Genomic DNA, 25,871 nt, shown 5'->3' with positions numbered 1-25,871 from the left:
AGGAAAAGGCGTGCGATCCCGTTGGAACCGCACGCCTTCATATGGTCAGTAGTTGTGCCTTATTCTAGAAACGTCCGCGCAACGTTATGCCATAGGTTCTTGGTTCGGCAAGAAAGGCCGAATAGGTCTGCTGCGACGCAACGAACGGCGTGTTGAATGCAACCTGCGAATAATCGACATCGAACAGATTCTGAGCCCAGCCTTCGATGGCCCACATATCGTCAGGTCCACGGACACCGATACGGGCATTGACCAATGTAAAGCCGTCCTGTTCCTTGCCATAAAGCAGATCAGAACCGGTGTTATAATCGCTGGTCGTGCGCGCATTCACATAGAACAAGCCGGTTAGACCTGTATTGCCCAACGGCGGCGTATAGGACAGGGATGCCGTAGCGGTGATTTCCGGAGCGTTGGAAAGATTGTCACCAGGCAGCAGACGCAAGGCCGGGTCCAGCGCGACACCATTGTCGCGGCCAACCAGATCATTCTCATAGCTGGTGTCGGCATAGGTCAGGCCCATCGTGACATTCACATATCGAACAGGATTGATCGACGCTTCCAGTTCGACGCCCTGTGCGACAACCCCATATTTTACGTTGTCGGGGTTGCAATTGCCGGTTGCGGCGCTCGCATCGCCATCCGCACCGCCGAGATCATCGCTACAGGCGTTGACGTTCTGAACCAGGAACACCGAACCGTTGAACGTGTTCAGCTGGAAATTGCTGAACTGCTGACGGAAGGCCGCAACGCTTAGCGAAAATTCCCGGCTCGAATATTTTGCGCCGATTTCGAAGGCGTCCACCGTTTCCTGGTCAAACTGGAGATTGGCGGTATCGCCGGTCAATGCAGGATTGCCAAGGGTGGAACTGGTCAATGCCGACCGGTCAAGGTTGAAACCGCCCGCTTTGTAACCGCGCGAAAAGCTACCATAAAGCAGCAGATCGTCGGTTGCTTTGAACGACAGGATGGCAGTGCCGGTAAATTCATTCTCGCTCCGGCTGTCGGCCAAGGTGACACCATCCAGTTCGGCGGTTGAATTGCCCTGACAGGACAGTCCGATTATGCCGCCAGCCAATCCGGCAAGAGGCCCACCGAGCAAGGGGGTGAACAAGCCGCGCTGCACCGGACACATGGTGTTGTTATTGGTGAAGGCAGCATTGAAATCCTTGGTTTCATTCGTATAGCGCAGCCCCAGAGTCAGATCGAGCCGATCGGTAATGTGGAAGATATTATGGGTGAAAAACGCAAAATTTTCGCTTTTCTGATTGTAGACATCAAGCACCGTACCGCGATCATTGATCGTGGCGAGATTGTCCAGACCCGCAAAAATCAGCGGTGTGGCCGCACCAAAAGCACCCGCTCCGCCATTCGCACCCTGCAAGACCGCCCGGCCGCCAGCGCTCAGACAGCCCGTGCTGGTCGGTGAGGCAAGCGCAGGATTGACAGCGTTGACGATGCGGCATGGCGCAAACGCGCCATATTGTGTGCCGAAGCGCAGATTATCCCGTGTTTCCAGCTTTTCATTGGCGTAAAAACCGCCGATCAACCAGTCCAGCTTGTCATTGAATGCCGAGCCCTGCAGACGCAGTTCCTGGGTGAACGTCTTGAACTCGCGAGCGCCGGCATTTTCATTCGGAGCCCGATAGAGAATATCCACCTGCGTATAATCGGTGTCGGAAGCCTGGAAGTTGGAATATTCCCGATAGCCGGTGATCGAGGTGAAGTTCATTTCACCCAGTTCGGCATTGAGCTCAACCGAAGCGCCGAAATCCTCTGTTTCGCCAGCATAGCTACGACCTGGAGTGACATAAATATCCCGGTTGAATGTGCTCTGGTTGAGAGCATTCGGGTTTTGACCCAAAGCCAAAAGTACGGGAATAATCGGGTTCTGCGTGCTGGTCAGGGCCGGCGCACCGGGTTGCGGAAGCGCGAAGGGATCAAGGCCGGGGCTCACCCGTGCACGCTGTGCAAATTCCGGCTGGACGAATGTCGCCGCACAGCAGGATTCGTCTTTCTTCGAATAATCACCGATCACCCGGACGGTCAAACCGTCATTTGGCTCAAACAACAGCTGACCGCGCACCAGATAGCGGTCCTTGTTATTGACGTCGGTGCCGTTCACCACATCATTGTAGAAGCCATCGCGTTTCAGATAAACGCCATCGATCCGCGCTGCGATCGTTTCGCTCAGTGGGCCGGTAATGCCCCCTTCCAGACGAATCTGGTCATAATTGCCATAAGAGGCGGCGGCATGGCCGGAAAACTGGAATTCCGGTGCGGCGGTGGTGATGCTGATCATGCCGGCAGACGAGTTCCGTCCACCCAATGTGCCTTGCGGACCGCGGAGAACTTCGACCCGTTCAATCGGACCCAGTTCGCTGAGCGCGTTGCCGCTTCGCGAACGATACACACCATCGATAAACACCGCCACGGAACTTTCCAGTCCCGGGTTATCGCCAACTGTACCGATACCGCGAATACGGGCCGAGCCATTGGCTTCATTACCGGTCGATGATACAAGCAAGGAAGGCGCGAGCTGATTGAGTTCACGAATATCGCTGGTTCCGCTTTGCTGCAATTGTTCCGCGCCAATGGCAGAAACAGCGATAGGCACATCGGACAAGGCCTGGGACCGGCCCTGGGCGGTCACCACGATTACATTGTCATCGAAAGTACCCTCGTCCTGTTCGGTCATGTTGGTCTGGGCATAGACGGGGGCGGTGGCCAGTGCGGCAATTGCGATGGCGCACGCGGACAGATTCAAGGCTAATTTCATAACATGCTCTCCTGAAAATTCTTATTTTTTACCCGGTGATGATAGTCCAGCCTATTATATTTGACAGCCAAATCGCAGACCTAAGTGACAGTTTTCCGTGAACTGTGGCTTTTTTGTCAGCCTTTGATGCGCGCTTGTCGCAAGAAACGAGCGGATGATTTGGCTTGACCATTGGAGCGGGACATCCACCCGGAAGTTGAAAACGAATGGCAAGGGCAGGATGACGTAGCGTCATAGCTGGCATGGTTTATTATCCGCACAATCTGGAAAGTTTACAGGCAAGTTTCTGGCCGTTCTGAACGCCCCTTCGATCGAAACCAGTTCAATCTTTATTTATCGGTCTTCGCGAGCGCAAAGCCTGCGCCAATGTGCCTTCATCCAGATAGTCCAGCTCCCCGCCCACCGGAATCCCATGCGACAATTGACTGAGTCGGACCGGATAATTTTCAAGACGTTCGGCGATATAATGGGCCGTGGTCTGTCCTTCCAGCGTCGCGTTCATCGCCAGCACCACCTCGTCGATACCGCCCGCCTCGACCCGGCGGATCAGCGTATCGATTCCGATATCCTCCGGACGGACACCATCCAGCGCCGATAATTTGCCGCCCAGCACATGAAACTTGCCCGGAAACAGGCGCGATTTGTCGAGTGCCCAGAGATCGGAAACCTCCTCGACCACGCACAGCGCCTTGGCATCGCGGCGGGGATCGCTGCATATCTGGCAGGGATTCCGGGTATCGACATTGCCGCAAATATTGCAGGTTACCAGTTTCTGGTCGACCCGTTCCATCGCTGCCAGGATCGGCTTCATCGCCGTTTCCGGACGCTTCAGCAAATAGAGCACGGCCCGCCGCGCCGAGCGCGGACCCAGGCCGGGCAGTTTGGCGAGGGCCTGAACCAGATTTTCGATGTCTTGCGATGCCATGGCATAGTCATTAGGAGCAGCCGCACAAGCCTGCCAAGCACAAAATGCCTGTCCTACATGCAGCGGATTCGATATTGTCCCGGTCATGCCCCTGTCGGATCAAATATTTGAAGGAAAAAGCAGAATCATCTGACTCGGCACCCCTCTATCCGGATAAGTTTTTTCCCGTTTGGGGGGGGTGTGACCCTGTTTGACCCTGTGAAAGATAAATTATGACGCCCGCCTCGAAACCCTTTCGCATCGCCTTCATGGGAACGCCCGATTTTGCGGTTCCTGCGCTGCAGGCTCTGCACGATGCAGGCCATGAGATTGTGGCGGTCTATTCCCAGCCACCCCGGCCCGCCGGTCGCGGCAAGAAACTGTCCCCCTCGCCCGTCCAGCGCCTTGCTGAAACGCTCGGAATCGCGGTGCGCTCGCCGGTTTCGCTGAAAGATGAAACCGAACAGGCCGCGTTTGCCGCGCTCGATCTCGACGCGGCGGTTGTCGCTGCCTATGGCCTGATCCTGCCACAAGCGATCCTGGACGCCCCGAAAATGGGCTGCCTGAATATCCACGGCTCTTTGCTCCCGCGCTGGCGCGGAGCGGCCCCGGTGCAGCGCGCGATACTGGCGGGAGACACCGAAACCGGAATCACCATCATGCAGATGGAGGCCGGACTGGACACCGGCCCGATGCTGCTCAAGGCGGCGACACCCATCGACGACAAAGCCGCGGGCGAGTTGACCGACGAACTGGCAATGGCGGGTGCGGAACTGATGGTGCAATATCTCGCCTCGCCCAATGATTTTCGGGCGGAACCCCAGAATGATGCGCTGGCCACCTACGCCAAAAAGATCGACAAGCAGGAAGCGCGCCTGGACTTCAACCCCTCCGCCGAACAGGTCGAACGGCAGATCAGAGCCTTCAATCCCCTACCGGGCGCCTTTTTCGAATTTCAGGGAAACCGATACCGGATTCTGGAAGCGAAGATCATCGACACGGCAGGAACGCCCGGCACGATACTGGACGAGCATTTGCTCATCGGTTGCGGGAGCGGGGCAATCCAGCCGCAAGTCATCCAGAAGGCCGGCAAACCTGCGATGGAGCTCAAATCCTTCCTCAACGGCACCACGATACCGAAGGGGACATTGTTGCAATGACCCGCTTTGCGATCACCCTGGAATATGATGGCCGTCCGTTCATGGGCTGGCAGCATCAGGATCACGGACCGAGCGTCCAGCAGGCAGTGGAACAGGCGATCCACAAGATCACCGGCCAGACCATCCGGGTGTTCGCCGCAGGCCGGACCGACGCAGGCGTCCATGCGCTGGCGATGCGCGCCCATTTCGATCTGGAAACGAAGCTTACTCCCTTCCGCCTGAGCGAAGGGATCAATGCCGGCCTTCGCCCGCACCCGGTGGCGGTACTCGCCTGCGACATTGTCGACGACGAATGGCACGCCCGCTTCGCCTGCGAGGGACGTCGCTATCTCTACAAGATCACCAACCGACGCGCGCCGCTGACCTTCGACCGAGGCCTAAGCTGGCAGATTGCCCCCGGCCTTGATGCCGAAGCGATGCACAATGCAGCGCAGGCGCTGACCGGCCAGCATGATTTCACCACCTTTCGCTCTGCCCATTGCCAGGCGCAAAGCCCGGTCAAAACGCTCGACAGCATATCGGTCAGTCGCTTTGGCGAGGAAATCGAGGTGGAAGTATCCGCCCGCTCGTTCCTCCACCACCAGGTCCGCTCGATCGTCGGTTGTCTGAAACTGGTCGGCACCGGAAAATGGTCGAAAGTTGATCTGAAACACGCGCTGGCGGCAAGAGATCGCAACGCCTTGGGCTTCAACGCGCCACCCGATGGCCTCTATTTTGTCGAGGCAATATATCCGGACTAGCTGTTCCCTGGCGAAGGCCGGGGCCGAGAATATTGGTGCCCGATCGGCTGGACCCCGGCCTCCGCCGAAGAACTACATACCAAACAAGCGCGGCAGGCTCTTGTCGAGCATCAGCAGCTGCCACAGCAAGCGGCTGTTGTCGGATCGGCCGGAGATATGATCCTCCGCCACCTTGCGCAGTGAGTTGCTGTCAAACCAGCCGGTCCGCGCCAGATTGCCACCGCTGGCGATATCCCGGGCGGTGTCGGCCAGTGGCCCGCGGAACCATTGCGCGATCGGAGTCACAAAGCCCATTTTCGGACGGTAGAGGATGTCGTCGGGCAGATATTGCTCCATCGATTTCTTGAGGAGATATTTGCCCTGCCCTCGGTGCACCCGCAAATTGGTCGGCAGTTTCGCCGCAAATTCGAGCAGGCGATAGTCGAGCAGCGGCTCGCGCGCTTCAAGTCCGACGGCCATGCTGGTGCGGTCGACCTTGGTCAATATATCACCGGGCAGCCACAGCTTCATGTCGGCATATTGCGCCTGATCGAGACCGTTGCGGGCCGGAGCATTGTCCATCAGGTCAATCATCCGCTGTTCCGCCCGATAATCGCCGAGATCGCTGCGCATGCGGTCCGAATAGATATGCCGTCGCCGCGATGGCGTTGTCACCCCGACCGCTTCCGCATAGCCTTCGGGTCCGGTCCGGGCGAGCGACAGCAGGGTGGACTTGGCACGAAACGGACGCGGCGCCCAGTCGGCCTTGGGATAGATCGACCCCAGCCAGCCAAAGGCTGGTCCACGAAACGATTGCGGCAGCAGCCCTCTGACCCGCTCTTCGGCATGGTGAAAGACATGGCGGCGATAACCCGCCATCGCCTCGTCGGCACCATCTCCCGACAGCGCCACGGTGACGGTTTCGCGGGCCAGTTCGCACACCCGATAAGTCGGCAGGGCAGACGCATCGGCAAAGGGTTCGTCGAAATGATCGGCCAATGTGTCGATCAGCCCGAAATCATCTGCCGCCACGGTCCGCTCGCGATGATCGGTCCGGAACCGTTCTGCGACCTGCCGCGCATAGCTGGTTTCGTCCAGCGCCTGCTGGTCGAACCCGATCGAACAGGTCTTGACCGGCCGGCGGCTTTGTTCCGCCATCAATGCCACCACGGCGCTGCTGTCGACACCGCCAGAGAGAAACGCACCCAGTGGGACATCCGCGATCATCCGCGAACCCACGGCCTGTTTGAGCAGTCCCACCAACTCTTCTTCCAGCGCGCCCGCCGACGCCTTGTGACGCTGGCTGAAGTCGATATCCCAATATTCGACGGCCGCGGGCTCCGGCTTGCCCTGCTCGAGCAGCAGATAATGACCGGCAGGCAGCTTCTTCATGCCTTTCAGCAGCGATGTCTGATCCGGCACATAGCCCAAGGCAAGATAGTCATCGACGGCCCGCAGACTGGGTTCGCGGCGCAACAGGGGATTGGCCAGCAGCGCCTTCAGTTCCGAACCAAACAGGATGCTGCCGTCCGATACCGGTGCGTAGAACAGCGGCTTGACGCCCAACCGGTCGCGGGCAAGAAACAATTGCCTTGTGCGCTGATCATAAAGCGCAAAGACGAACATGCCGTTCAGGCGCTTCAGGCAATCGACGCCCCACTGCCGCCAGGCATAGAGAATGACTTCGCTGTCGCTGCTGGTCAGAAACTGGTGGCCAAGACCTTCGAGTTCCGCCCGCACTTCAAGAAAATTGTAGATTTCACCATTGAAGCTGAGCACCTGCGCTTCGTCGGGAGTCAGCATCGGCTGCGCCCCGCCTTCCAGATCGATGATCGAGAGACGGCGATGTCCCAGACCGATCCCTGGCGCAGTCCAGATGCCGGATCCGTCCGGTCCCCGGTGGCTCAGGCTGTCAGTCATCTTGCGCAGGCGATCGGGATCGACCGGCTTCGCCGTCTCCAGATGAAATATTCCTGCTATGCCGCACATAGGTGCGCCCTAGCGCAGCCCGGCCATCGCGTCAGCCAATTTGTCGACTGGGCCGAGATCGGCGATAAATGCATCGATAGGCATGCGCGGTGATGTCTTGCGATTCGTCTCCGAGGAAACCAGTATCGCCACCGCCTGCTGCGGCCCGCCGAAAATATTGCTCTTCAGCGTCTCGAGCTTCACCACTGTGGCACTGCCGGTCAGCTTGCCGCCGATCCGGTAAAAGGAAACAACATCGCGCACCACCGGTCCTGGTGCGATCAATTCCACGGCAGCCGCGCTATCTGGCGCACGCAGGGCCCGATTGCGGGACCATCCGGAGTCCGGGACAAGCGCGCCCTGCCCATAGCCGACGATTTCCCGTCCTTCCGCCTGGCGGTCGAATACGGCGATCGCCAGATCAACCTGCACGCCACTTTCCTGATTGCGATAGCGACCAAGAAGCTGATGACTGGCGCCATCAAATCGCGGTGTCCAGGGATAGAGGGGCTGGTAATCCACTCTCTCCCAACCGGCGACTTCCGGCAGGGAAATATTGTCCGGCACCGGCGATTGCTGCGCAGCCAGTACCGAAGTCCAAAGCATCGGAACCAGAATGATCGCCGCCATGCTTGCCATTATCATCAGGGGCTTTTGCGCCGCGCGTGGCGCAGACTGATGCTGGCGCAAAGCGTCGCCATCGATCATCGGGTCATCGATCCTGCGATCAAAAAAGGGCCAGCCAATCCCCATGACGAGGATCAGGACAAAGGCAAAAAAGAACCAGCCATAAAAAATATGATCAAAGCCTACGGCAAAATCGAGGGTCGTGTGATGGGCGATGTACATGGTGCCAAAGGCACGGATGCCATTGGCAAGAATCGGGACGATCACCGCGGCCACCATGAATAATATCCGTCGGTTCCAGCTCTGGAAGCAGACATTGCTGACAAGCGTGCCATAGGCAATCATCGCGATCAGGAACTCGATACCGGAACAGGCCTCGGCAACCTCAAAATAGCCGGTTGGGGTCGAGATGAAAATCCCGTCAATAAAGGCCGGGATATCGGTCCAGCCCAGAAAGATCATCGACAATTTCGCGGTCACCATTTGCAGGAACGGTACAAATTCCTCGCCGAACGGCACCAGAAAGAAACTGAACGCGAGCGGAAAGACCAGCCCGCGCGCCACAGTCGGCCCGAGCAGCGTTACCACCGCGCCTTGCAGCATCATCAGCAGCCCCAGCTGGCGCGCAAAGGCAACGCCTGCAGCTTCGCCTAGCAACCAGGCCAGAGACGCAGTCGCGGTCAGCGCCAGACCCGGCATCCATATTTGCGGTGCCAGCTTCGCCAACTCTTCCTGCCGTTGCTGCACCAGCCAATAAAGGATCGGGATAATCACTAGGCAGTGATTATAGGTAGAAATATTCCACCAGGTCCGCACCATATCCGCGCCATCGCGCCAGAAGAGTGCCAATATTGCGGCGCTGGCAAGTGCCAGCCATTGCAGATGTGTCGACCAGAGCGAAGCAGCCAGCGCAGGCTGCGGCTGGCTGCCTATCTGATCGGCCGTCGTGCTCGTCATTCCGCAGCCTCCGCCATGTGCGGTTCGGCAATGCCGCACAAGGCCGGGAGGCCCGCCAGCTGCTTTTCCCATGAATATTGGGAATGGATCAACATTTGGGCCTGCGCACCCAACCGCTTGGCTTTCCTGAGGTCTGCCAGCAGATCGCAAACCAGAGATGCTTCGCGGTCGACAGAATCAGCGACCAGAAAATGGTCGCCACTGATCGCCTGAATCCCCTCGGCAGCGCAGGCCGATGCGACCACGGGCCTGGCCATCGCCATTGCCTCCAACACCTTGTTCTGGATTCCCCGCGCGATCCGCAGCGGCGCGACAACGACATCGGCAGCCTTGATCCAGCACCGAATATCATCAACTGCTCCGATCACGACCGTGCCGTTTTTGCCCGCAAGTTGCAGCACCTTTGCCGCCGGTGCCCGGCCGACGATCGCAAAACGAGCTTCGGGAAAACGCGAGAGAATGTCGGGCATGACCCGATTGCTGAAACTTTGTACCGCCTGAATATTGGGCTGATAGTCCATCTGGCCGGTAAACAGGATCAGCGGGCCACTGTTCTCAATGTCCGCCCCCTGCACTTCCGTGGAACCATAAAATTCCAGATCAATTCCATTGCCTACCGCCTTCACGCGGTCACCAGACAAGCCCGAACGCTGACGGAACAGCGTCGCTTCGGCTTCGCTGACAAACAGGCTATGGTCGGCTCGTTTGGCAACTTCGCTCTCAAACTCCCGCAGCAGCCGCCCTTCCCGGCGGTTGATCCAGGCCATTGGCCCTGCGCCCTTGCCGGCATAGCTTTCGAATTTCGCGCTATCGACATCGGCAAAGTCCATCACCACCCGACCGGTAAAATCCGCTGGGATGAACTGCGCCATCTGCCCGGAAAATACGAAGATACAGTCGACGGTTCGCTTGGCGATCACATCAGCGACATAATCCCTGATACGGGAGCTTTCGAACGACGCAAGCGAGACTGGTTGTCCGGCGACGAGAGCTTCGACGCCTGCCCGCCATTTCGGTTTGCTCCGCACAACGATTTCGCAGGATAGCAATTCCGCTTTGCGCGCCCAGCCGATCTGCTTTTCCGCCTCGTCATCGGCAAAACAGGCAACATGCACCGGTGCGCAATCCATCAGTCTCTGCAAGAAATGATGCGAACGAATCTTGTCGCCACGGTTCGGCGGCCATGGAACCCGATGCGCCAGAAACAGGATGTCACCCATCAGCCCAGACCTCTGGCGATCATAGGTCCGATCCGGTTTGCAAACGACAAGGGCAGTCGCTGCCACAAGGCAACCTGCATCCGGTATTTCGGACTCAGCGGATTGACGTCCCGGCCTTGCTCGCCATCGGCCGTGCGCATGAAATAGGACAATGGCTGCGGTTCGAACCCCCAGTTTTTCTTGAATGAAAAGGCGCCAGTGCCAAATTTGGACCGGCCAAAATCAAACGACTTGCATCCCCGCTCCCGGGCATGATTCATCAGGGCATAATACATGACATCATTGGCTCTGAAACGGCGCGCATCCCATGTGCCACCACCCCAATAAGGCATGACGGTTTGCTGATGATAAAGACTAAGCACGCTGGCCACCGGCTTGCCCTCGTGCAGCACCGTCAGAATATCCGCATCATCGCCAAATCCGTCCAGCACCTCATCGAACAGCGCCTTGGGAAAAACGGGTGTCCCGAGATTACGGACGCTTTCCGAATAGACCGCATAATGATCGGCCCGATCCTGCGCACCGGTGCCAATGCGCACGGTCAGGCCATTGGCAAGCCCTTTGCGAACCTCGGCCCGCTGTTTGCGCGGAATCGCGAGCAACTGGCTTTCCGGATCATCCGCCAGCGGACTGACAAAGCCGGCATAGACGCCTTTCTTGTTCTGCCATTGGTCGCCGAGTACGGACCCGCCGCGCAATTCGACGGTTGGGAAGCTCTGCCGCTCGGCAAATCTCCACGCTTCGTCTGCGAGCAATCGGATCGCTTGATCATTGTCCGAGAGAATCCCTCCGCCGACGGCAAAACCCGAAGACACCAACGCCCGGCCAAATAAGGCAGAATGAATCAGATGCAGCGGCAATATGCCCTGCAAAACGCCGTCACCATCTTCGGCCAGCAGATAGCGCCATTCATGACTGCAAGCCTTGCTGACCGCCAGTACCCATGCCGGCCGATGGAAAGCCGAGCCTGCCGGAGCAGCGGCGACAAAGGCTTCAATCCGGGCCAGTTCGTCCGTCTCCGGTCGATCCAACGCGCGAACCGACACTGTTCTCGGCTTGAATGCCATGTTCATTGCATGAACCCAGCTTCCAGCGCGGCCAGTTCGTCCACTCTGCCCCATTTGAATTCCCGGCCAGCCCTCAGCAGTTTGCCGCGCATGGCTTTCAGATTTGTATAGTGCCGGACCTTTGAGCGGATCGGCGCATTGCCGACGCGCGGTTGGTCGGGATCGATTTCCCAGGGATGGAAATAGAAGATCGCTCCGTGCCCGTCATCGCTCTGCATTTTCCGCAGGGAGAGCTTGTATAATGCATAAGGCAACAACCGGAAGAACCCGCCTCCCCCAGCGGCAAAAACATGCTTGCCCAGCTTGACGGTCGTCACCGGTAATTCAATGAAGTCGGATTGCTCCACGGGCTTCCAGGCAAAGCGCGGAGACCCGGCCCAGCCATAATGGTCGTGGCGAATCGGGGCAACGCTGGACGAGTAGGTATAGCCCTGTTCAGCCAGTATTTCGTGCGCCCAGGGCGTCCGCTGATCGATCGAAAAACTGGGAGCCCGATAACCGATCACCTTTTGACCGGACGTATCTTCCAGTATTTTGCGGCTGCGGTCGAGATCTGAGCGGAACTGATCCGGTGACAGGGTGAATACGCGGGCATGATCATAGCCATGGTTGGCGATTTCATGTCCGGCCGCAACAATCTGCCGCATCAATGCCGGATAGCGTTCGGCTACCCAGCCCAGAATGAAAAATGTCGACTTGATCCCAGCGTCGTCGAACAGCGCAAGCACGGCATTGGTGTTGCGTTCTACCCGATGCTCAAGCTGGTCCCAGTCGGCACGGTCAATGACAGTCTCAAAGGCGCCCACCTGAAACCAGTCCTCGATATCGACGGACATGGCATTGAGCAAAGCACCTGCTTTTCCTGCCGTGGTGAAAGATTCAGGCCGCGCGTCCCGCATTGACATAGCTTTCCTTGCTCTGGACGTCGCTCTCGACCCATTCCACCAGCATGGTCAAGATGCGGTGCATATTTTCCTCCTGCCCATTCATCCGGGTTTCCATCTGCGACAGTTGCTGGGACAACGTTTCGATTCGCTGGGCCATCGCTGTGTCAGGGGCGGAGCGATGCTCGTTATTTCGCACCGTCTCGCTATGGGCTTCCGGCGGGGCACTGGTCAACCTCTCGACCGTCTGCGCTGGCGCTTCCGGCATCCGCAGATTGACGACTTCATGTTCCGGCACCGATGCCGATTCTCGATACGGCTCGGTCGATGGAGGGGGAGCTTCGATCGCTGCTTCAGCGATCGGTTCCTGTGCCTTTTTGGGCTTTTCCCACAACGGATTTTTTACTTCGGTCGATGGGGTTGGCGGTGCAGCGATCTCCACATCTTCCCCCTTGAGATCGGCAAGCACCCGCTCGACCATGGACTGGTCGATCATCTCAGCATGTTCGATCGAACCCATCAGCAATATCCGGCTCATCAGGGCGTTGATCTTGCGGGGGACGCCACTGGTTTCTGCATAAAGCGTGCGGAATACATTGGATGTGATCTTGGGGCGCCCCGACCAGCCGCTTTTGGACAGCCGATGCGTGATATAGGGCTCGATCTCGTCTGCGCTCATCGGTTCGAGGTGATGATGCGCAATGACCCGCTGTCGCAATTGCTCCAGCTGGTTGGAACTTTGCAACATGTCTCGAAACTCCGGCTGACCGAGCAGGAATATCTGCAGCAACGCCTGACCGCCAAGCTGGAAATTGGACAGCATCCGCAATTCTTCCAGCGCGCCTGCTGGCAGATTTTGCGATTCATCAACGATCAGCAAACACCGCCGACCGGCGCGCGCTTCGGCGTGCAGAAATTCTTCAAAGGCGCTGAGCAACTGCGCCTTGTCCATATCGTCCGTATCGATATCGAAATGATTGGCGGCGACGCGCACGATATCTTCGCTGTCGAGCTTGGTGGTGACGATATTGGCAGCGGTCAGGCGGGCCTTGTCGATCGTTGCCATAAGATGGCTGACCAACGTGGTCTTGCCCGCGCCCACATCACCGGTGATGACAATGAAACCCTCGCCCTGAGCCAGGCCATATCCGAGATAAGACAATGCCTTGCGGTGCGTCAGGCTCTCGAAATAATAATGCGGATCCGGGGTCAGCTGAAACGGCAGGCCATTCAGTCCATAAAAGGTATCATACATGCGTATATCTCCGATCACCAACGGTGATGATGCTCTTAAAAATCATATCTGAGTCCAAGCAATGCCGAAGCCGTCAACTCGCTGTCGAAACCGTCCTGCTGATAGCTGTCGAGCCCCACCGCTGCGGTGCCCTGAAGTCTTGGCAATATCTGGCGATAATAAGCCGCATTGGCACCGACGCCAAAAACATTGGGTGCATTCGCAAAACCGCTATCCAGCAGATTGGCGTAAACATTTGCGTTAAAGCCAGAATAGATATCGAGTTCCCGGCCGATCGAGAGGTTCGCATAATAATTTTCGTCGACCAGTCCGTCGACGGCGGAAACCGCCCCCAGTTGCGAAGCAAAGAAGCGACGGCGGGCATATCCCACTCCCAGTCCGGTGTTCCATCCGCCGGTGTTGTAGGTGAGCTGCCCGTTAACGCCGCGTGCACGGAAAGAAGAAGATGCGGCCGATTGCAGCACATCGTTCAAGCACAGGCTGCTCGTTGCGCCAAAGGCGCAGCCGTTCAGCTCACCGCTCAACGGATTGCGCGTGCTGGAAAAACTGGTCCCGAGATTGGCCAGATTGTCATTGAGCAAATTACCGAAACCGGAAACCGTATCATAGACAGAAATATTCAAAGCCGTATTCTGATTGGGCTGATAGCCAAAGCTGCCGTAATAGGTTTCACTGCCATAGCGTTGACCGACCCGCGCCTCAAGCGAGGTACGACGACTGGGGCGCCAGAGGACACCCGCATCCCAGATGATCCCGTCCTGATCATAAGACAGCAATCGGGGCGATGTTTCGTCGGTAACGAGACGGCCATCATCACCGATGATCGGAACGCCATTGCCATCGCGGACCGCGTCGCGCTCGGAAATCTCGATATCTTCGTAACCGACACCGCCAACCAGCGCCAGGCTTGACGAGACCGGTACGGTCACATCGGCGCGTACATATTTTCCTTCATAGCGCTGATCGAGCTGCCCACCATCTTCGCGTTCCCAGCCGGCACCAACAGCCCAGCCGAAGGGAAGATCGCCCGGTTGCTGGCCGACACTGGCGCTGGCGGAGTGGCTGACACTATCATCGAAGACATCAATTGGTAGCTGACCCGGAGGCAAGGCTCCGGTCGTTTCACTCTCGACCTTGGTATAGCCCACCCGGTAATTGGCATTGACGTCCAGGCCGCCAACCTGGGTCGACAGATTTGGACCGGCATAGACAGAATAGACCTGTGTGACATTGTCAATATTGCCGACCGTGTTGGATGGCGCTTCACCGCGCAAATCAACTCGGCTTCGCGTTGCAATGCCACCCGCTTCCAATGACAGGACATTGGGAACAATCTGCACCCCGCCGCGGGCGATACCCGTGATAATATCATCATCCCCGAGATTGTCCTGATAGAAGAACCGGCGCTCGTAGCGCAGATTCACTTGCGCTTCGGCATTGCGAGTCTGGATGGAGCTGTCGATCCCGGCGGCGACCGATGTATAGGTCAGCACATCGCTGCCGTCCTTCAGGTCGGCAACTAGCACTTGCTGGATCTCGATATAGGGTGCCACATCGGCTTTGCGTTCGCGGGCTTCAGCAACAGGCGCGACCAGTCCCAGGAGCGGCAGCATGGCCGCTCCACATTTCAGGACATTTGCGGTCAAGTTCGAGGTCATGGCTTACTCTCCATATCCGTAATAGGATCCAAATCGCCGCCCGGTTGGCGAGAATTTCGTACCGTTCAGGAGAAGCTGGATATGCTCGCATCCGCCCATCAAGCTCAGAGCATCTCGCAGGGCGGATTCGGTGGTTTCATTTGCTTTCACCACCATCACGACCTGACCCACATGGGTAGCCAGAACCGATGCCGGGGACGCCGACAGAGCCGGCGGCGAATCAAAAATCACGATGCGGTGCGGATTGTTCTGGGTCAGACGGTTCAGCACCTGTTCGGTCCGCGACGACGCCAGATATTCCGTATCGGCGTTGGTCTGGTCCCCGGCGGGCAAGATAGCCAGACCAGCAATATCGGTATGAATGATGCAGTTCTCGACCGGCAATTGCGGATCCGCAAGCGCGTCCATCAGGCCTTTGCTTCCTTCCAGACCGAGGCTGGACAGGATGCTGGGCTTGGCAAAATCGGCATCGACCAGCAGCACCTCATTGTCCTTCTCCGCCGCGATAGAAAGGGCGAGGTTCAGCGCGCAGAATGTCTTGCCTTCATCGGGATGCGCTGAACAGATCAATATCCGTTCCCCACGGGGTAGCGGATTTCTTTTCTGGCTGCCTTTTGCGGCCAGCAACAATTGACGCTTAATGATCCGGAATTCTTCCGAGATGCCCGTCACCGGCCCGTCGGGCACGATGAATCCGGCTTCCCGCAACTTTTCCCGATCGACCATGACGCGCGCTCCGTCATGGACCGTCATTGGTCGCTGCGTGACCGGAGTGACTTGCCGGCTGGGCGGTTCGTTCGGCATCTGCTTTGCAGTGCTGCCGTCACTTTCCACGGTCCGGACCACGGGGATATAGTCATAGATTTCCCCTGCCCTTTCGAGCAACGATGCGGGTTTTCTGGGAGGGTTATATTGGTTCATATCTGCTCCGTCAGGCGACCATGCCGCGCTGGATGAATTCGACGACCATCAGCATGCCAAACACACCGACAAGTGCACCACTGGTCGCGTAGAACAGGCGCAATTTTTTGTGGGTTATTGCGCGTTGCGCGCTGGTCAGAATCTGTGAGACAGAACCAATGACCGGCAGACCACTGGCCTTTTCCAGCTTTTCGGCCGTCGGATAGCTGGTTTGCAAATGACCCATGGCAAAAGCTGTGCCGACACCGCCTCCGATTCCGGCGATTAACACCATTACCAGCAACAGCGGCCGGTTCGGCGCGGCCGGGGATCGCGGACTGGACGGCGGGTCGATAACCTGAAACTTGACAGAGTCGGTTTCGGATTCCACCTGCCCGCGCAATTTGATCTGCTCCCGATCCGTCAGCAACTTGTCATACTGACTTTTCAGGACTTCATGATCGCGATTGATCCGCGACATTTCTGCTGCAACCCCGGGTTCGAGTGTCTGTTTCGATGCCAATTGTGCCATATCGGCCTGCAGTGCATTTTTCCGCGCCTGTAATGCCGCAATACTGGACTGACGTTCAGCACGCATGCTCTGCAGCGAACTATAGGCCGGATTGGGCGTGCCATAGCCACCGCCGCCTGCCGGTTCCCTGGCTGCCTGCTGGCGCAAGGCGGCAATTTCATTCTTCATCGCAATCACGTCCGGATGGCTGTCGGTCCAGCCGCGCGCACGTGCCGAAGCCAGAGTCGCCTGCGCTTGAGCGAGCTGACCACGGGCACCGCCACCACCAGATCCCGGTGTCGCAATAGACGAAGGTGTACCGGATAGCTGGCCATTCAAGGCAGCGAGCGATGCGGAAGCCTGGCTCAGCTGGGAATCAATCTGCCCCAGTTCCGCCCGGGCCGCCTCCATGCGTTGACCGACGGAACCGATCCCCGGCAGCAAACCAAGATTTTCTGTCTCGAATTGAACCCGCTTCTGCTCAACCTCCTGCAGCTCTTTCTCTCGCTGGGCGAGTTGAGCGTCGAGAAACTTGATCGTCTGACTGGTTTCATCGCGATCACCAGCCAGATTCTCTTCAACAAATATATCAATCAGTTTTTGCACGATATCGCGGGCCAGAACGGCATTTTGCGCGTCGGAAAAATTGCTGGCCGAAGATTTGGCGATAATCTCGAACAGATTGTCCTTCTCCGATTTTATTTCGATGCTCTTGCGCAGCATCTCGACCTTGCCAGCCAGCTCACGATCGGTGGAAACCGACTGGTTCAGTGCGGTTCCACGGACAACTTTTTCCAGATTGATGGTTGAAGCCAGCGTTTCCTGAACCCGCTCCATATTTTTCTTGCGCTCGCGGGGGTCGACGCCGACCTTGTCGGACAGGATCGTTTGCGTCTCGACGGAAATACGGGCCTTCGATTCATAGCTGTTCGGAATCAGCGCAACCACCAGCCATCCAAGAAGGCATAGCCCCCAGGCGACAGACAGCGCCAGCCAGCGGCGGTTCCAGACGCTATACAGCGCAATTTTAAATTCGTCGTAAAGACCGTTCATGTGCCTATTCAATTCCTGTCAAGGGTAGCCAAAAGGAGATCAAAACATGCTTTCCGGAATGATGATCACATCACCGGGACGGAGCATGACATTGGCTCGGGTTTGACCCTTCTTCATCAGATCGTCGATGCGCAGGGCGAATTCCTGTTGCTTGCCAGTGCCTCGGTCGAAACGGATGAGCCGGGCGCTATTGCCAGCGGCAAATTCAGACATGCCCCCGACCGCGATCATCGCGTCTAGCAAGGTCATATTGGCTCGATAGGGAATCGACGCCGGTTTGTCCGTGGCTCCGACAACGCGGATCTGCTGGGAAAATGTACCAGAAAAACTGTTGACGATAACGGAAACAAGCGGCTCGTTGATATATTGCGAAAGTTGTAGCGTCAGATCTTGTGCCAGCATGGAAGGCGTCTTGCCAACGGCAGGCATATCGGTGATCAGGGGTGTGGTAATCCGACCGTCCGGACGAACCTGAACCTTTGCACCCAGTTCGGGATTGCGCCAGACAAATATCGTCAGCTCGTCCAGCGGACCGATGACATATTCTTCACCCGGCCCTTCCTGCATGGACACGAAGGATGCTGGCGGCAGTTGCGGGCCACTGGATTTGCCAGCGCAGCCCGCGACGGCGAGTGACGCCATTCCTGCACCGACCATCAACTTCGCCAAGTGGCTGTTTTTTATAGCAGAACGCATTTTTTCACCTCGTTTACACTCTCTGGCAAATGGCTCGTTTCCAGCAGAAAACGGGCAATCCACGCAAAGTCACAAGGTGGCTATGCTAGAAAATAGTGAATATAGCGTTAGGATTAGCTGAATTTGCGATGAACGAGACCAGCCATTGGACACGCATCAGACAGGGAAAATTTATTCCACCAGTATTTCTCGAGCTGCTCCCTGACCCAGAAAATTGGCGGGGCTTGCCGTGGCACCATAGGCGCCCGCGCAAAAGATTGCGACGATGTCACCGACACTGGCTGTGGGCATGGCGGCATTGTCGCTCAACCGGTCCAGCGGCGTGCACAGACAACCGACGATCGAAACCGTTTCTGCCGGTTCCTCGTCAAATCTGCTGGCGATTGCGGCCGGATAATTGCGCCGCACCACCGTCCCGAAATTGCCGCTGGCAGCAAGCTGATGATGCAAACCGCCATCGGTGACCAGAAAAACCTGGCCCTGACTTTCCTTGCGATCGACGATCCGGGTAAGATAAACACCCGCCTCGCCGACCAGATAGCGGCCCAGTTCAATGGCAAATTGTGTGGACGAGAGAATGTCCGGCACCTGATTGAGCTGTTCCGACAAGGCTTTTCCGACCTTGACTATGTCAACCGGTTCATCACCCGGGAAATAGGGAATGCCGAAACCGCCGCCGATATTGATATGATCGGGACAGTGGCCGATCGTGGTTGCCAGCCGCGCGGCGAGTTCCAGCGTCCGGGCCTGGGTCTCGATGATTGCATCCGCGCTGAGCGCTTGCGAACCCGCGAAAATATGAAAGCCGCGCCAATGCGCACCGGCGTCCCGCAGCCGCCTTATCGTGGGGGCGACCAGCTCGATATCCATGCCGAATGGCTTTGCGCCGCCGCCCATTTTCATCCCCGATCCCTTGAGATCGAAATCCGGATTCACGCGAACTGCAAGTCGCGGCTGCTGGCCAGCCGTCTCTCCGATGCGCAGAGCCCGGTCGCATTCGCCAGGCGATTCGATATTGATGGTGACGCCGGCCTGGATGGCCTGCGCCAGTTCCTCATCCCTTTTGCCTGGCCCCGCAAAGCTGATCTTTTCCGGATCCGCTCCCGCATCCAGCGCCATCCGCAATTCGCCGCCGGACGCAATATCGATACCGTCGGTCAAACCCACCATATGGCGGAGCAGCGGCGGGAAGGGATTGGCTTTCATCGCATAATGCAGATCCAGCGCATCGGGCATCGCTCTACGCAATTGTGCTATCCGCGAATCGAGCCTGCCGGTCGAATAGACGAACAGCGGCGAGCCATTTTCGGCCACCAGCGCACTGGCTTTATGTCCGCCAATCGCAAGTTCACCATCAATGGCTTCATATCCGGGCGGGATCGGTCCTGTCGGTTTGGTCTTGATCATTCAACATCCATGCTGGCCAGTAAGCTCCGGTCCAGTTTTCCATTCGGGTTCTTGGGAAATTCGGAAAGCGGGATGATATCGCGGGGATGCATAAAATTCGGTAAATTCAGCTTCAGATATTTTCCCAGCTGCTCCGCAACATCGTCGGTAGCCGAACCTGCCGGCCTGACATATAAACGAATCGCCTGACCGAGGCGTTCATCCGGAACGCCGAGAGCGACCGCTTCGGCGACAATCCCCGACTCAATCGCGACTTCCTCGATCTCCGTCGGGCTGATCCGGTTCCCGGAGCTCTTGATCATCGCATCGTCCCGGCTGACGAAATAGAGCAAACCGTCGCTACCGCGCTTCACCGTATCGCCGGAGAAAACGGCCGTGCCGCCATAGGTGGATGCTTCCGGTGCCCCTTTGAATCTCCGCGCCGTCCGTTCGGAATCATTCCAGTAACCCTGCGCTACCAAAGGTCCACAATGGACCAGCTCGCCCGCCTGATCCGGCCCGGCAAGCGCGCCCGCTTGATCTACTACCAGAATTTCCGCAAAGGGAATCGCACGACCCATGCTGGTCGGATTCTGATCGATCAGGGCGGGATCGAGATAGGTGGATCGAAAAGCCTCGGTGAGACCGTACATCGCATAGATATCGGTCGTGGGCCCGAATAACGCCCGCAATTGCTTGACCAGTGTCGGGGTGAGTGCACCGCCGCTATTGGTCAGCCGCCGCATCGAAGTGACCGCTTCCTCCGGCCATTGCTGCTCGACCAGTTGAACCCAAAGCGGCGGCACCGCTGCCAGGGTGGTGATCCGTTCCCGCGCGCATGCCTTCATGACGTCACGCGGTGTCAGATAGTCCAGCGGCACCGCACAGCCGCCCGCAGCCCAGGTCGAAAACAGCTGGTTTTGACCATAATCAAAGCTGAGCGGCAAAACGCATATTGTTCGATCATCGGCTTCAAGCTTGAGATATTCGGCCACGCTGAGCGCGCCCAGCGTCATATTGGCATGACTCAGCATGACGCCCTTGGGGCGGCCCGTGGAGCCGCTGGTATAAAGAATAGCTGCCAGATCATCGAGGTCGGCCTGCTTCACGCTCGGCGGGATTGATGTGGTTATCGATTCCCACGCGCTCGCAACAATCCTGTCGTCAAACAAGTTGCATTCGCCATCCATTTCGCTGTCCGCGAGCGTTTTCAGGCGACCCTCATTACTGATGAGCAGCCTCGCACCGCTATCAGCCAATATATGCACCACTTGGGCCTGTTTGAGCAATGGATTGACCGGCACATGGACCAGACCCGCCCGAGCCGCTGCCAGCGGCATGATGCAGGCCAGTTCGGTCTTGGACAGCCATGTGGCCACCCGGTCCCCCTTGATTACGCCCTGCTCCTGCAACCATGCCGCCAATGTACCGACACGATGATTTAACATCTTGTAGCTAAGAGTGCCCGAACGCGTGACGAGGGCGTTCGCATTCGGATCCTTGCCTATTGCCAGATGGTCCAGCGGAAATGCGGCGGTTTGGTGATCGATATTCAATGTTTGACCTATGGGAAAAAGAGCAGAATTGTGACAGATACAACCTTAGCCATGACCAGCGAATATCATAGCAATTTTCAGTCGGTGCAAGCCATAGCCGGTGAAAAACTCGGTCGAACGGGCCAGAAGTCGCTATTCGACCGGATCGATTGGCTGAAGCCCCTGCATGAACTCTGCTTGCCGGACAAGACCCCGTTGATTGTTCATAGCTGCGAAAGTGGCGCGGAAGCATGGATGTTTCTGATCAAGACCGGCCTCGGCCGCCATGCCGCTCTGGCCAACTGGTACAATTTCACTTTTCGTCCGATCTTCATGGGAGAATATGACGAAGTCACCAAATTGGCGTTGCTAACAAAGCTGGCCAAGGAACTGAAGTCGAGCTCTCATCATATTGAAATTACGCCGGTACCGGATGAAGACTCGGCTGCGAGCCTCACCCAGCGGGCGTTTGAGCAGGCCGGCTGGATTGTGTTCCGGTCCAAGGCCGATGACAATCATATCCTGAACGTCAAGGGTCGCACGTTCGATCAATATTGGGACGATCGCCCCGGCCAGCTGCGCAACACGGTGCGGCGCAAGGAAAAGAAAAAACTCGTGTCGGTCCGGATCGAGAAGCAATTTTCCGACGAGGACTGGAATGATTATGAGTCGGTTTACCAACGCAGCTGGAAACCCGCAGAGGGTAACCCCGATTTTCTGAGAAAACTGGCCGAGCACGAAGCCGCGGCGGGCTGCATGCGCCTGGGCCTGGCCTATATTGACGGAGAACCGGTGGCCGCCCAATTCTGGACCGTCGAAAATGGCGAAGCGCTGATCCACAAGCTGGCCCATGTCGAAGATGCAACGAAATCTTCGCCCGGCACATTGCTATCCGTTGCCATGTTCCAGCATGCGATCGACATTGACCATGTCGATCTGATCGATTTTGGCACCGGCAATGATGGGTATAAGCGCGAGTGGATGGAAGATGTCCGGGATCGCTACCGGCTGGAGTTCTACTGGCCCAACAACCCATTGTCCTGGCTACCGATTTTGCGGCACTATGTCTCCGGCCTTGCCGGACAGCGTGCTTCCCTTTAGGGAAGCGCCGATATCCGGATTCGGGGGTTTTTGATGCAGAATAAGGTTGAGTTAACGCCGGAAGCCGCCGTGCGTGCAGTGATGCGGGATATTTTGGGCCTGAGCGAAGCACAGGTCGCGGAATTCACGGCAGAAACCGAGCTTTTCGGCGCTCTCCCCGAACTCGACAGCATGGCGGTCGCGGGGCTGCTCACCGAACTGGAAGATCGTCTCGATATCATGATCGAAGATGATGAAGTCGATGGCGAATTGTTTGAAACCTTTGGCAATCTGGTCGCCTTTGCCGAGATGAAAGTCACAGGGTGAGCCAGCCTCCCGCATTCGTCTCCTACGAATTTGCGGGCCGCAAAGAGCTTTGTTTGTGCAACTCCGTTCAGTCCGGTCAACAGGTAATGCTTGTTCCGCCGCTGTTCGACGAAATGAACCGTATGCGGAAAATGCTGGTTGACGTCATGCGATCTCTTCAATCAGTTGAAGTGTCCAGTTTTCTGCCTGATCTGCCAGGCACCAATGAAAGCCTGATCGCTCTTGAACAGGTTACGTTGACAGACTGGCAAAAGGCCATTGAGGCCTGCGCGCAGCAGCATGACATATCCCATGTCGCGTCCTTCCGAGGAGGCGCCTTGACGGTCACGGCGATGGAAAATGCCCGTCACTGGATTTTCAGTCCGGTAAAAGGCGCGACACTCTTGCGGACGATGATGCGCACAAAGGTGGCGGCTGACCGGGAATCGGGGCTGAATACCGGTCTCGCCGACCTGACTAGGCAGGCCGAGGCCGGACCGCTCGAACTGGCTGGCAATGTCATCGGCTCAGACCTGTTCGCGCAGCTCAATGCCGCAGATATTCCGCATCTGCAAAATCAGCGGATCGTGCGGCTGGAATCTGATAACAAACCCGCTGACATGCAAATTCCCGGCTCAGCTTTGTGGCTTCGCGCGGAACCGGACGACGATTCCGCGCTGTCCTCGGCCATCGCTCAGGATATCGCCGAGTGGATCAAGCCATGACGCGACATTTTCATCAGATCAGATGTGGCAGCGACATGCTCGCAGCAACCGTCGATTCCGCAACAAACCCCACCGCTCTGCTGATCGTCAGCGGCGGCAATGAAATCCGGTCGGGAGCCCATGCCGGCATGGGGCAACTGGCCTTGCGCGTTGCGGAGCAAGGCTTCCCCGTCCTGCGCTACGACCGCCGCGGAATTGGCGAAAGCACGGGGCAGAACAACGGCTTTCTGGACAGCGCGGAAGAAATTGCAGCGGCCGCCCGGTTCCTGAGACAGGAACAACAGGTGCAGAATATCATCGCCTTCGGCAATTGCGATGCCGCCACCGCCCTCGCCCTGTTCGGACCGGACGCGGAGATAGATGGCTATATATTGGCCAATCCCTGGGTGATTGAAACAAGCGTCAGCGCGGATACAGACGAACCGACAATCTCGTCTGCCGCTATCCGGTCGCGCTATTGGGACCGCATCAGAAATCCCAGGACGATCCTTGATCTGCTTTCGGGAAAAATCGATCTCAAGAAACTGTTCAAAGGTCTGAAACGAGTTGCGGCTTCAGAGGAGAAAAGCGCGCTTTCCTTGCAGTTGCGCGATGCGCTTTCCGGCATGAACAGCAACAGTCTGATCCTGCTGGCGAAGCGCGATACCACGGCACGCGCATTTCTCGCTGCCTGGAATAGTGCAGATTTCAAGCCACTACGGACAAAGACCGGTATCGCCGTCGAATCTCTCGACAGCGCATCGCATAGCTTTGCGGATATCGAAGCCAAAAACTGGCTCACCGAGAAATTACTGGATGTGCTGCGCTCCGCCTGACTATTCGGCCGCCATCAGTTCAAATTCCTGTTCCGCCAGAAAGCGTTCGGCATCCAGCGCCGCCATACAGCCAGTTCCGGCTGCGGTTACCGCCTGTCGATAGATATGGTCCATGACGTCACCGCAGGCAAACAAGCCGGGAATTTTGGTCTTTGGCGTACCCGGTACGACCTGGATATAACCGCCGTCGATCAGATCGAGATGATCCTTGAATATCTCCGTTGCCGGCGCATGACCGATTGCAACAAAGGCACCGTCGACGGACAGGTGGCTCTTGTCACCGGTCCGCGTGTCGACAAGGTCCAGTCCGACCAGCCCCAGCGGTTCGCCGCCGCCGACAAACCGTTCGACATTCTTGTTCCACAATACGGAGATTTTGGGATTGGCAAACAGCCGGTCCTGCAGAATTTTTTCCGCCCGCAAGCTGTCACGACGGTGGATCAGGGTGACGTCGTCGCTATGATTGGTCATGTAGAGCGCTTCCTCGACGGCGGTATTGCCGCCACCGATCACCGCCACCTTCCTGCCGCGATAGAAAAACCCGTCGCAGGTTGCACAGGCGGACACACCCTTCCCGCCCAGTTCCTCTTCACCCGGCAGACCCAGCCATTTGGCCTGGGCGCCGGTTGCGATCACTAGCGTATCGCCTTCATAGATGTCGCCGCCGTCACCAGTCAGACGAAACGGACGCTGGGAAAAATCGACGTCGACAATCGTGTCGAAAATGAAACGCGTACCGACTTTTTCGGCTTGCGCCTGCATTTCGTCCATCAGCCACGGTCCCTGGATGACATCGCGAAACCCCGGGTAATTTTCGACATCGGTGGTAATGGTCAATTGACCGCCGGGTTGCAGACCCTGCACCACGATCGGCTCCAGTCCCGCCCGAGCGCCATAAATTGCGGCCGACAGACCAGCAGGTCCGGAGCCCAGGATGAGCATTTTCGTGCGATGCGTTTCAGCCATAATCCGTTCCTGAAGATGATTCTGTCATCTGCAAATAGGGATGCCCCATGCTGCTAGGCAAGGCCTATCACCACCAATGCGATCGAAGAATTAATTTGACCGGTGGTAGCGGGTTTTGCCCTGCTCTTTGAAACCCTGCTCTTTCGTGCCAGACATAAGGGCTGCGCGATGGTCGCTTGCTGCCAATAGGAACATAAAGCACCATAGCCAATGCCGGTGGAAATGGGACAAGCGCTATTCATCCAAATATTCCAGCCCGGGTGATGCGCATAAATAGTGCCAATTCATCGATTACTAGTCTTCCATTTTCAGTCGCTAGGTTCGCTGCTGGAACGACGGTATATCCGCTTCCCTTTCTTTCTCACCGCACGATCGGTGAGCCCGGGATCGCTTCAGAAAGCGCGTCACGAGCACCGCTGGAAAAGCGAATGAAACAACTCACGCCATTATCATATATTGAGATTGGCCGGCACCACGGCACATTTTCTTCGCGACGCGGGTCTCCTCGCCATCGATAATCGCAACATCGGTAATGTTCAAACAGGTGCGGCCATTGGGTTCTGTGTTCAGCGCGGTAATGGTCGAGGAACCCGATACATCTCCTCTGGTAGGACTTTGCCAATTGGCAACCGCTCCCACTTTTTCCTGCTCGACCACGGCGAACGTGGCCTCAGCGGCCTTTTCCTGCTCCTCTTGACTCAAT

The 25,871-nt window shown here is 57.3% G+C and carries 21 protein-coding genes and 1 pseudogene; 6 read left to right on the top strand and 16 right to left on the bottom strand.

The features are described 5' to 3' along the window. Positions 1-64: 64 nt before the first annotated feature. Complete coding sequence (locus ACEW8J_RS11930) at positions 65-2,776, bottom strand: TonB-dependent receptor (RefSeq protein ID WP_373491865.1); 2,712 nt, start codon at positions 2,774-2,776, stop codon at positions 65-67. Positions 2,777-3,098: 322 nt separating this feature from the next. Beyond that, positions 3,099-3,701 (bottom strand): recombination mediator RecR, encoded by a 603-nt coding sequence (recR, locus tag ACEW8J_RS11925; RefSeq protein WP_373491864.1) that lies wholly within the window; start codon positions 3,699-3,701, stop codon positions 3,099-3,101. 212 nt (positions 3,702-3,913) lie between these two features. On the opposite strand from recR, the gene fmt reads away from it, so the two are divergent. Both fmt and truA read left to right on the top strand, forming a co-directional pair. Further along, on the top strand, positions 3,914-4,840 hold the full coding sequence (fmt, locus tag ACEW8J_RS11920; RefSeq protein ID WP_373491863.1) for a methionyl-tRNA formyltransferase: 927 nt from the start codon (positions 3,914-3,916) through the stop codon (positions 4,838-4,840). Next, positions 4,837-5,580 carry a tRNA pseudouridine(38-40) synthase TruA gene (gene truA / locus ACEW8J_RS11915; protein WP_373491862.1) on the top strand — a complete coding sequence of 248 codons (744 nt, stop codon included), beginning with the start codon at positions 4,837-4,839 and terminating at the stop codon, positions 5,578-5,580. Before fmt ends, truA begins: the two co-directional genes overlap by 4 nt. A 72-nt stretch (positions 5,581-5,652) precedes the next feature. On the opposite strand, the gene ACEW8J_RS11910 is transcribed toward truA, so the two are convergent. From ACEW8J_RS11910 to ACEW8J_RS11855, 12 genes are all read right to left on the bottom strand, one after another. Then, the gene (locus tag ACEW8J_RS11910; protein ID WP_373491861.1) at positions 5,653-7,548 is read right to left on the bottom strand and encodes an XrtA/PEP-CTERM system amidotransferase; all 1,896 of its coding nucleotides are present in this window, start codon (positions 7,546-7,548) and stop codon (positions 5,653-5,655) included. A 9-nt stretch (positions 7,549-7,557) separates the two neighbouring features. Next, entirely contained in the window at positions 7,558-9,111 is a 1,554-nt protein-coding gene (gene xrtA, locus ACEW8J_RS11905; protein ID WP_373491860.1) for an exosortase A, read from the bottom strand. Continuing rightward, positions 9,108-10,334: a TIGR03087 family PEP-CTERM/XrtA system glycosyltransferase gene (locus ACEW8J_RS11900; RefSeq protein WP_373491890.1), complete on the bottom strand. Its 1,227-nt coding sequence runs from the start codon at positions 10,332-10,334 to the stop codon at positions 9,108-9,110. The genes xrtA and ACEW8J_RS11900 overlap by 4 nt, the downstream gene beginning before the upstream one ends. Beyond that, positions 10,331-11,404: a FemAB family XrtA/PEP-CTERM system-associated protein gene (locus ACEW8J_RS11895; protein ID WP_373491859.1), complete on the bottom strand. Its 1,074-nt coding sequence runs from the start codon at positions 11,402-11,404 to the stop codon at positions 10,331-10,333. The genes ACEW8J_RS11900 and ACEW8J_RS11895 overlap by 4 nt, the downstream gene beginning before the upstream one ends. After that, entirely contained in the window at positions 11,401-12,297 is an 897-nt protein-coding gene (locus tag ACEW8J_RS11890) for an XrtA system polysaccharide deacetylase (protein WP_373491889.1), read from the bottom strand. The genes ACEW8J_RS11895 and ACEW8J_RS11890 overlap by 4 nt, the downstream gene beginning before the upstream one ends. Continuing rightward, positions 12,278-13,537 (bottom strand): XrtA/PEP-CTERM system-associated ATPase, encoded by a 1,260-nt coding sequence (locus ACEW8J_RS11885; RefSeq protein WP_373491858.1) that lies wholly within the window; start codon positions 13,535-13,537, stop codon positions 12,278-12,280. Before ACEW8J_RS11885 ends, ACEW8J_RS11890 begins: the two co-directional genes overlap by 20 nt. 35 nt (positions 13,538-13,572) lie before the next feature. Continuing rightward, the gene (locus ACEW8J_RS11880) at positions 13,573-15,195 is read right to left on the bottom strand and encodes a hypothetical protein (protein WP_373491857.1); all 1,623 of its coding nucleotides are present in this window, start codon (positions 15,193-15,195) and stop codon (positions 13,573-13,575) included. A gap of 3 nt (positions 15,196-15,198) precedes the next feature. Beyond that, positions 15,199-16,116 carry an AAA family ATPase gene (locus tag ACEW8J_RS11875; RefSeq protein ID WP_373491856.1) on the bottom strand — a complete coding sequence of 306 codons (918 nt, stop codon included), beginning with the start codon at positions 16,114-16,116 and terminating at the stop codon, positions 15,199-15,201. Between the two features lie 10 nt (positions 16,117-16,126). Continuing rightward, positions 16,127-17,659, bottom strand: a complete 1,533-nt coding sequence (locus tag ACEW8J_RS11870) for an XrtA system polysaccharide chain length determinant (protein WP_373491855.1) — start codon at positions 17,657-17,659, stop codon at positions 16,127-16,129. A gap of 39 nt (positions 17,660-17,698) precedes the next feature. After that, complete coding sequence (locus tag ACEW8J_RS11865) at positions 17,699-18,316, bottom strand: XrtA/PEP-CTERM system exopolysaccharide export protein (RefSeq protein WP_373491854.1); 618 nt, start codon at positions 18,314-18,316, stop codon at positions 17,699-17,701. A 210-nt stretch (positions 18,317-18,526) separates the two neighbouring features. Beyond that, positions 18,527-19,762, bottom strand: a complete 1,236-nt coding sequence (locus ACEW8J_RS11860) for a pyridoxal-dependent decarboxylase, exosortase A system-associated (RefSeq protein WP_373491853.1) — start codon at positions 19,760-19,762, stop codon at positions 18,527-18,529. Next, the gene (locus ACEW8J_RS11855) at positions 19,759-21,297 is read right to left on the bottom strand and encodes an acyl-CoA ligase (AMP-forming), exosortase A system-associated (protein ID WP_373491852.1); all 1,539 of its coding nucleotides are present in this window, start codon (positions 21,295-21,297) and stop codon (positions 19,759-19,761) included. Before ACEW8J_RS11855 ends, ACEW8J_RS11860 begins: the two co-directional genes overlap by 4 nt. 30 nt (positions 21,298-21,327) lie before the next feature. Here ACEW8J_RS11855 and ACEW8J_RS11850 point away from each other — a divergent pair, with 30 nt between their 5' ends. From ACEW8J_RS11850 to ACEW8J_RS11835, 4 genes are all read left to right on the top strand, one after another. Beyond that, positions 21,328-22,377: a GNAT family N-acetyltransferase gene (locus tag ACEW8J_RS11850; protein ID WP_373491851.1), complete on the top strand. Its 1,050-nt coding sequence runs from the start codon at positions 21,328-21,330 to the stop codon at positions 22,375-22,377. Positions 22,378-22,410: 33 nt separating this feature from the next. Continuing rightward, entirely contained in the window at positions 22,411-22,683 is a 273-nt protein-coding gene (locus ACEW8J_RS11845) for an acyl carrier protein (RefSeq protein WP_373491850.1), read from the top strand. A gap of 86 nt (positions 22,684-22,769) precedes the next feature. After that, positions 22,770-23,387, top strand: coding sequence for a hypothetical protein (locus ACEW8J_RS11840; RefSeq protein WP_373491849.1), 618 nt, complete (start codon positions 22,770-22,772; stop codon positions 23,385-23,387). Beyond that, positions 23,384-24,202 carry a hydrolase 1, exosortase A system-associated gene (locus ACEW8J_RS11835; RefSeq protein ID WP_373491848.1) on the top strand — a complete coding sequence of 273 codons (819 nt, stop codon included), beginning with the start codon at positions 23,384-23,386 and terminating at the stop codon, positions 24,200-24,202. The genes ACEW8J_RS11840 and ACEW8J_RS11835 overlap by 4 nt, the downstream gene beginning before the upstream one ends. On the opposite strand, the gene trxB is transcribed toward ACEW8J_RS11835, so the two are convergent. Both trxB and ACEW8J_RS11825 read right to left on the bottom strand, forming a co-directional pair. After that, a complete protein-coding gene (trxB, locus tag ACEW8J_RS11830) occupies positions 24,203-25,168 on the bottom strand; it encodes a thioredoxin-disulfide reductase (protein WP_373491847.1) in 966 nt (321 codons plus the stop codon). Between the two features lie 438 nt (positions 25,169-25,606). Beyond that, positions 25,607-25,871 (bottom strand): annotated as a pseudogene (locus ACEW8J_RS11825) (hypothetical protein); the annotation flags it as partial.

It is taken from the genome of Parasphingorhabdus sp. (assembly GCF_041748495.1).
In the GTDB taxonomy this organism is placed as follows: Bacteria; Pseudomonadota; Alphaproteobacteria; order Sphingomonadales; family Sphingomonadaceae; genus Parasphingorhabdus.
The sequence above is the reverse complement of the archived record's forward strand: the minus strand, read 5'-3'. Positions and strand labels throughout refer to the sequence as shown.

Bases quoted from the DNA above. Each gene is read 5' to 3' on its own strand.
- ACEW8J_RS11930 (WP_373491865.1), bottom strand. From the start codon at position 2,776: ATGAAATTAGCCTTGAATCTGTCCGCGTGCGCCATCGCAATTGCCGCA.
- ACEW8J_RS11860 (WP_373491853.1), bottom strand. From the start codon at position 19,762: ATGATCAAGACCAAACCGACAGGACCGATCCCGCCCGGATATGAAGCC.
- ACEW8J_RS11875 (WP_373491856.1), bottom strand. From the start codon at position 16,116: ATGAACCAATATAACCCTCCCAGAAAACCCGCATCGTTGCTCGAAAGG.
- fmt (WP_373491863.1), top strand. From the start codon at position 3,914: ATGACGCCCGCCTCGAAACCCTTTCGCATCGCCTTCATGGGAACGCCC.
- ACEW8J_RS11890 (WP_373491889.1), bottom strand. From the start codon at position 12,297: ATGCGGGACGCGCGGCCTGAATCTTTCACCACGGCAGGAAAAGCAGGT.
- ACEW8J_RS11880 (WP_373491857.1), bottom strand. From the start codon at position 15,195: ATGACCTCGAACTTGACCGCAAATGTCCTGAAATGTGGAGCGGCCATG.
- ACEW8J_RS11865 (WP_373491854.1), bottom strand. From the start codon at position 18,316: ATGGTCGGTGCAGGAATGGCGTCACTCGCCGTCGCGGGCTGCGCTGGC.
- ACEW8J_RS11870 (WP_373491855.1), bottom strand. From the start codon at position 17,659: ATGAACGGTCTTTACGACGAATTTAAAATTGCGCTGTATAGCGTCTGG.
- ACEW8J_RS11845 (WP_373491850.1), top strand. From the start codon at position 22,411: ATGCAGAATAAGGTTGAGTTAACGCCGGAAGCCGCCGTGCGTGCAGTG.
- ACEW8J_RS11840 (WP_373491849.1), top strand. From the start codon at position 22,770: ATGCTTGTTCCGCCGCTGTTCGACGAAATGAACCGTATGCGGAAAATG.
- ACEW8J_RS11835 (WP_373491848.1), top strand. From the start codon at position 23,384: ATGACGCGACATTTTCATCAGATCAGATGTGGCAGCGACATGCTCGCA.
- truA (WP_373491862.1), top strand. From the start codon at position 4,837: ATGACCCGCTTTGCGATCACCCTGGAATATGATGGCCGTCCGTTCATG.
- ACEW8J_RS11885 (WP_373491858.1), bottom strand. From the start codon at position 13,537: ATGTATGATACCTTTTATGGACTGAATGGCCTGCCGTTTCAGCTGACC.
- recR (WP_373491864.1), bottom strand. From the start codon at position 3,701: ATGGCATCGCAAGACATCGAAAATCTGGTTCAGGCCCTCGCCAAACTG.
- ACEW8J_RS11895 (WP_373491859.1), bottom strand. From the start codon at position 11,404: ATGAACATGGCATTCAAGCCGAGAACAGTGTCGGTTCGCGCGTTGGAT.
- xrtA (WP_373491860.1), bottom strand. From the start codon at position 9,111: ATGACGAGCACGACGGCCGATCAGATAGGCAGCCAGCCGCAGCCTGCG.
- ACEW8J_RS11910 (WP_373491861.1), bottom strand. From the start codon at position 7,548: ATGTGCGGCATAGCAGGAATATTTCATCTGGAGACGGCGAAGCCGGTC.
- trxB (WP_373491847.1), bottom strand. From the start codon at position 25,168: ATGGCTGAAACGCATCGCACGAAAATGCTCATCCTGGGCTCCGGACCT.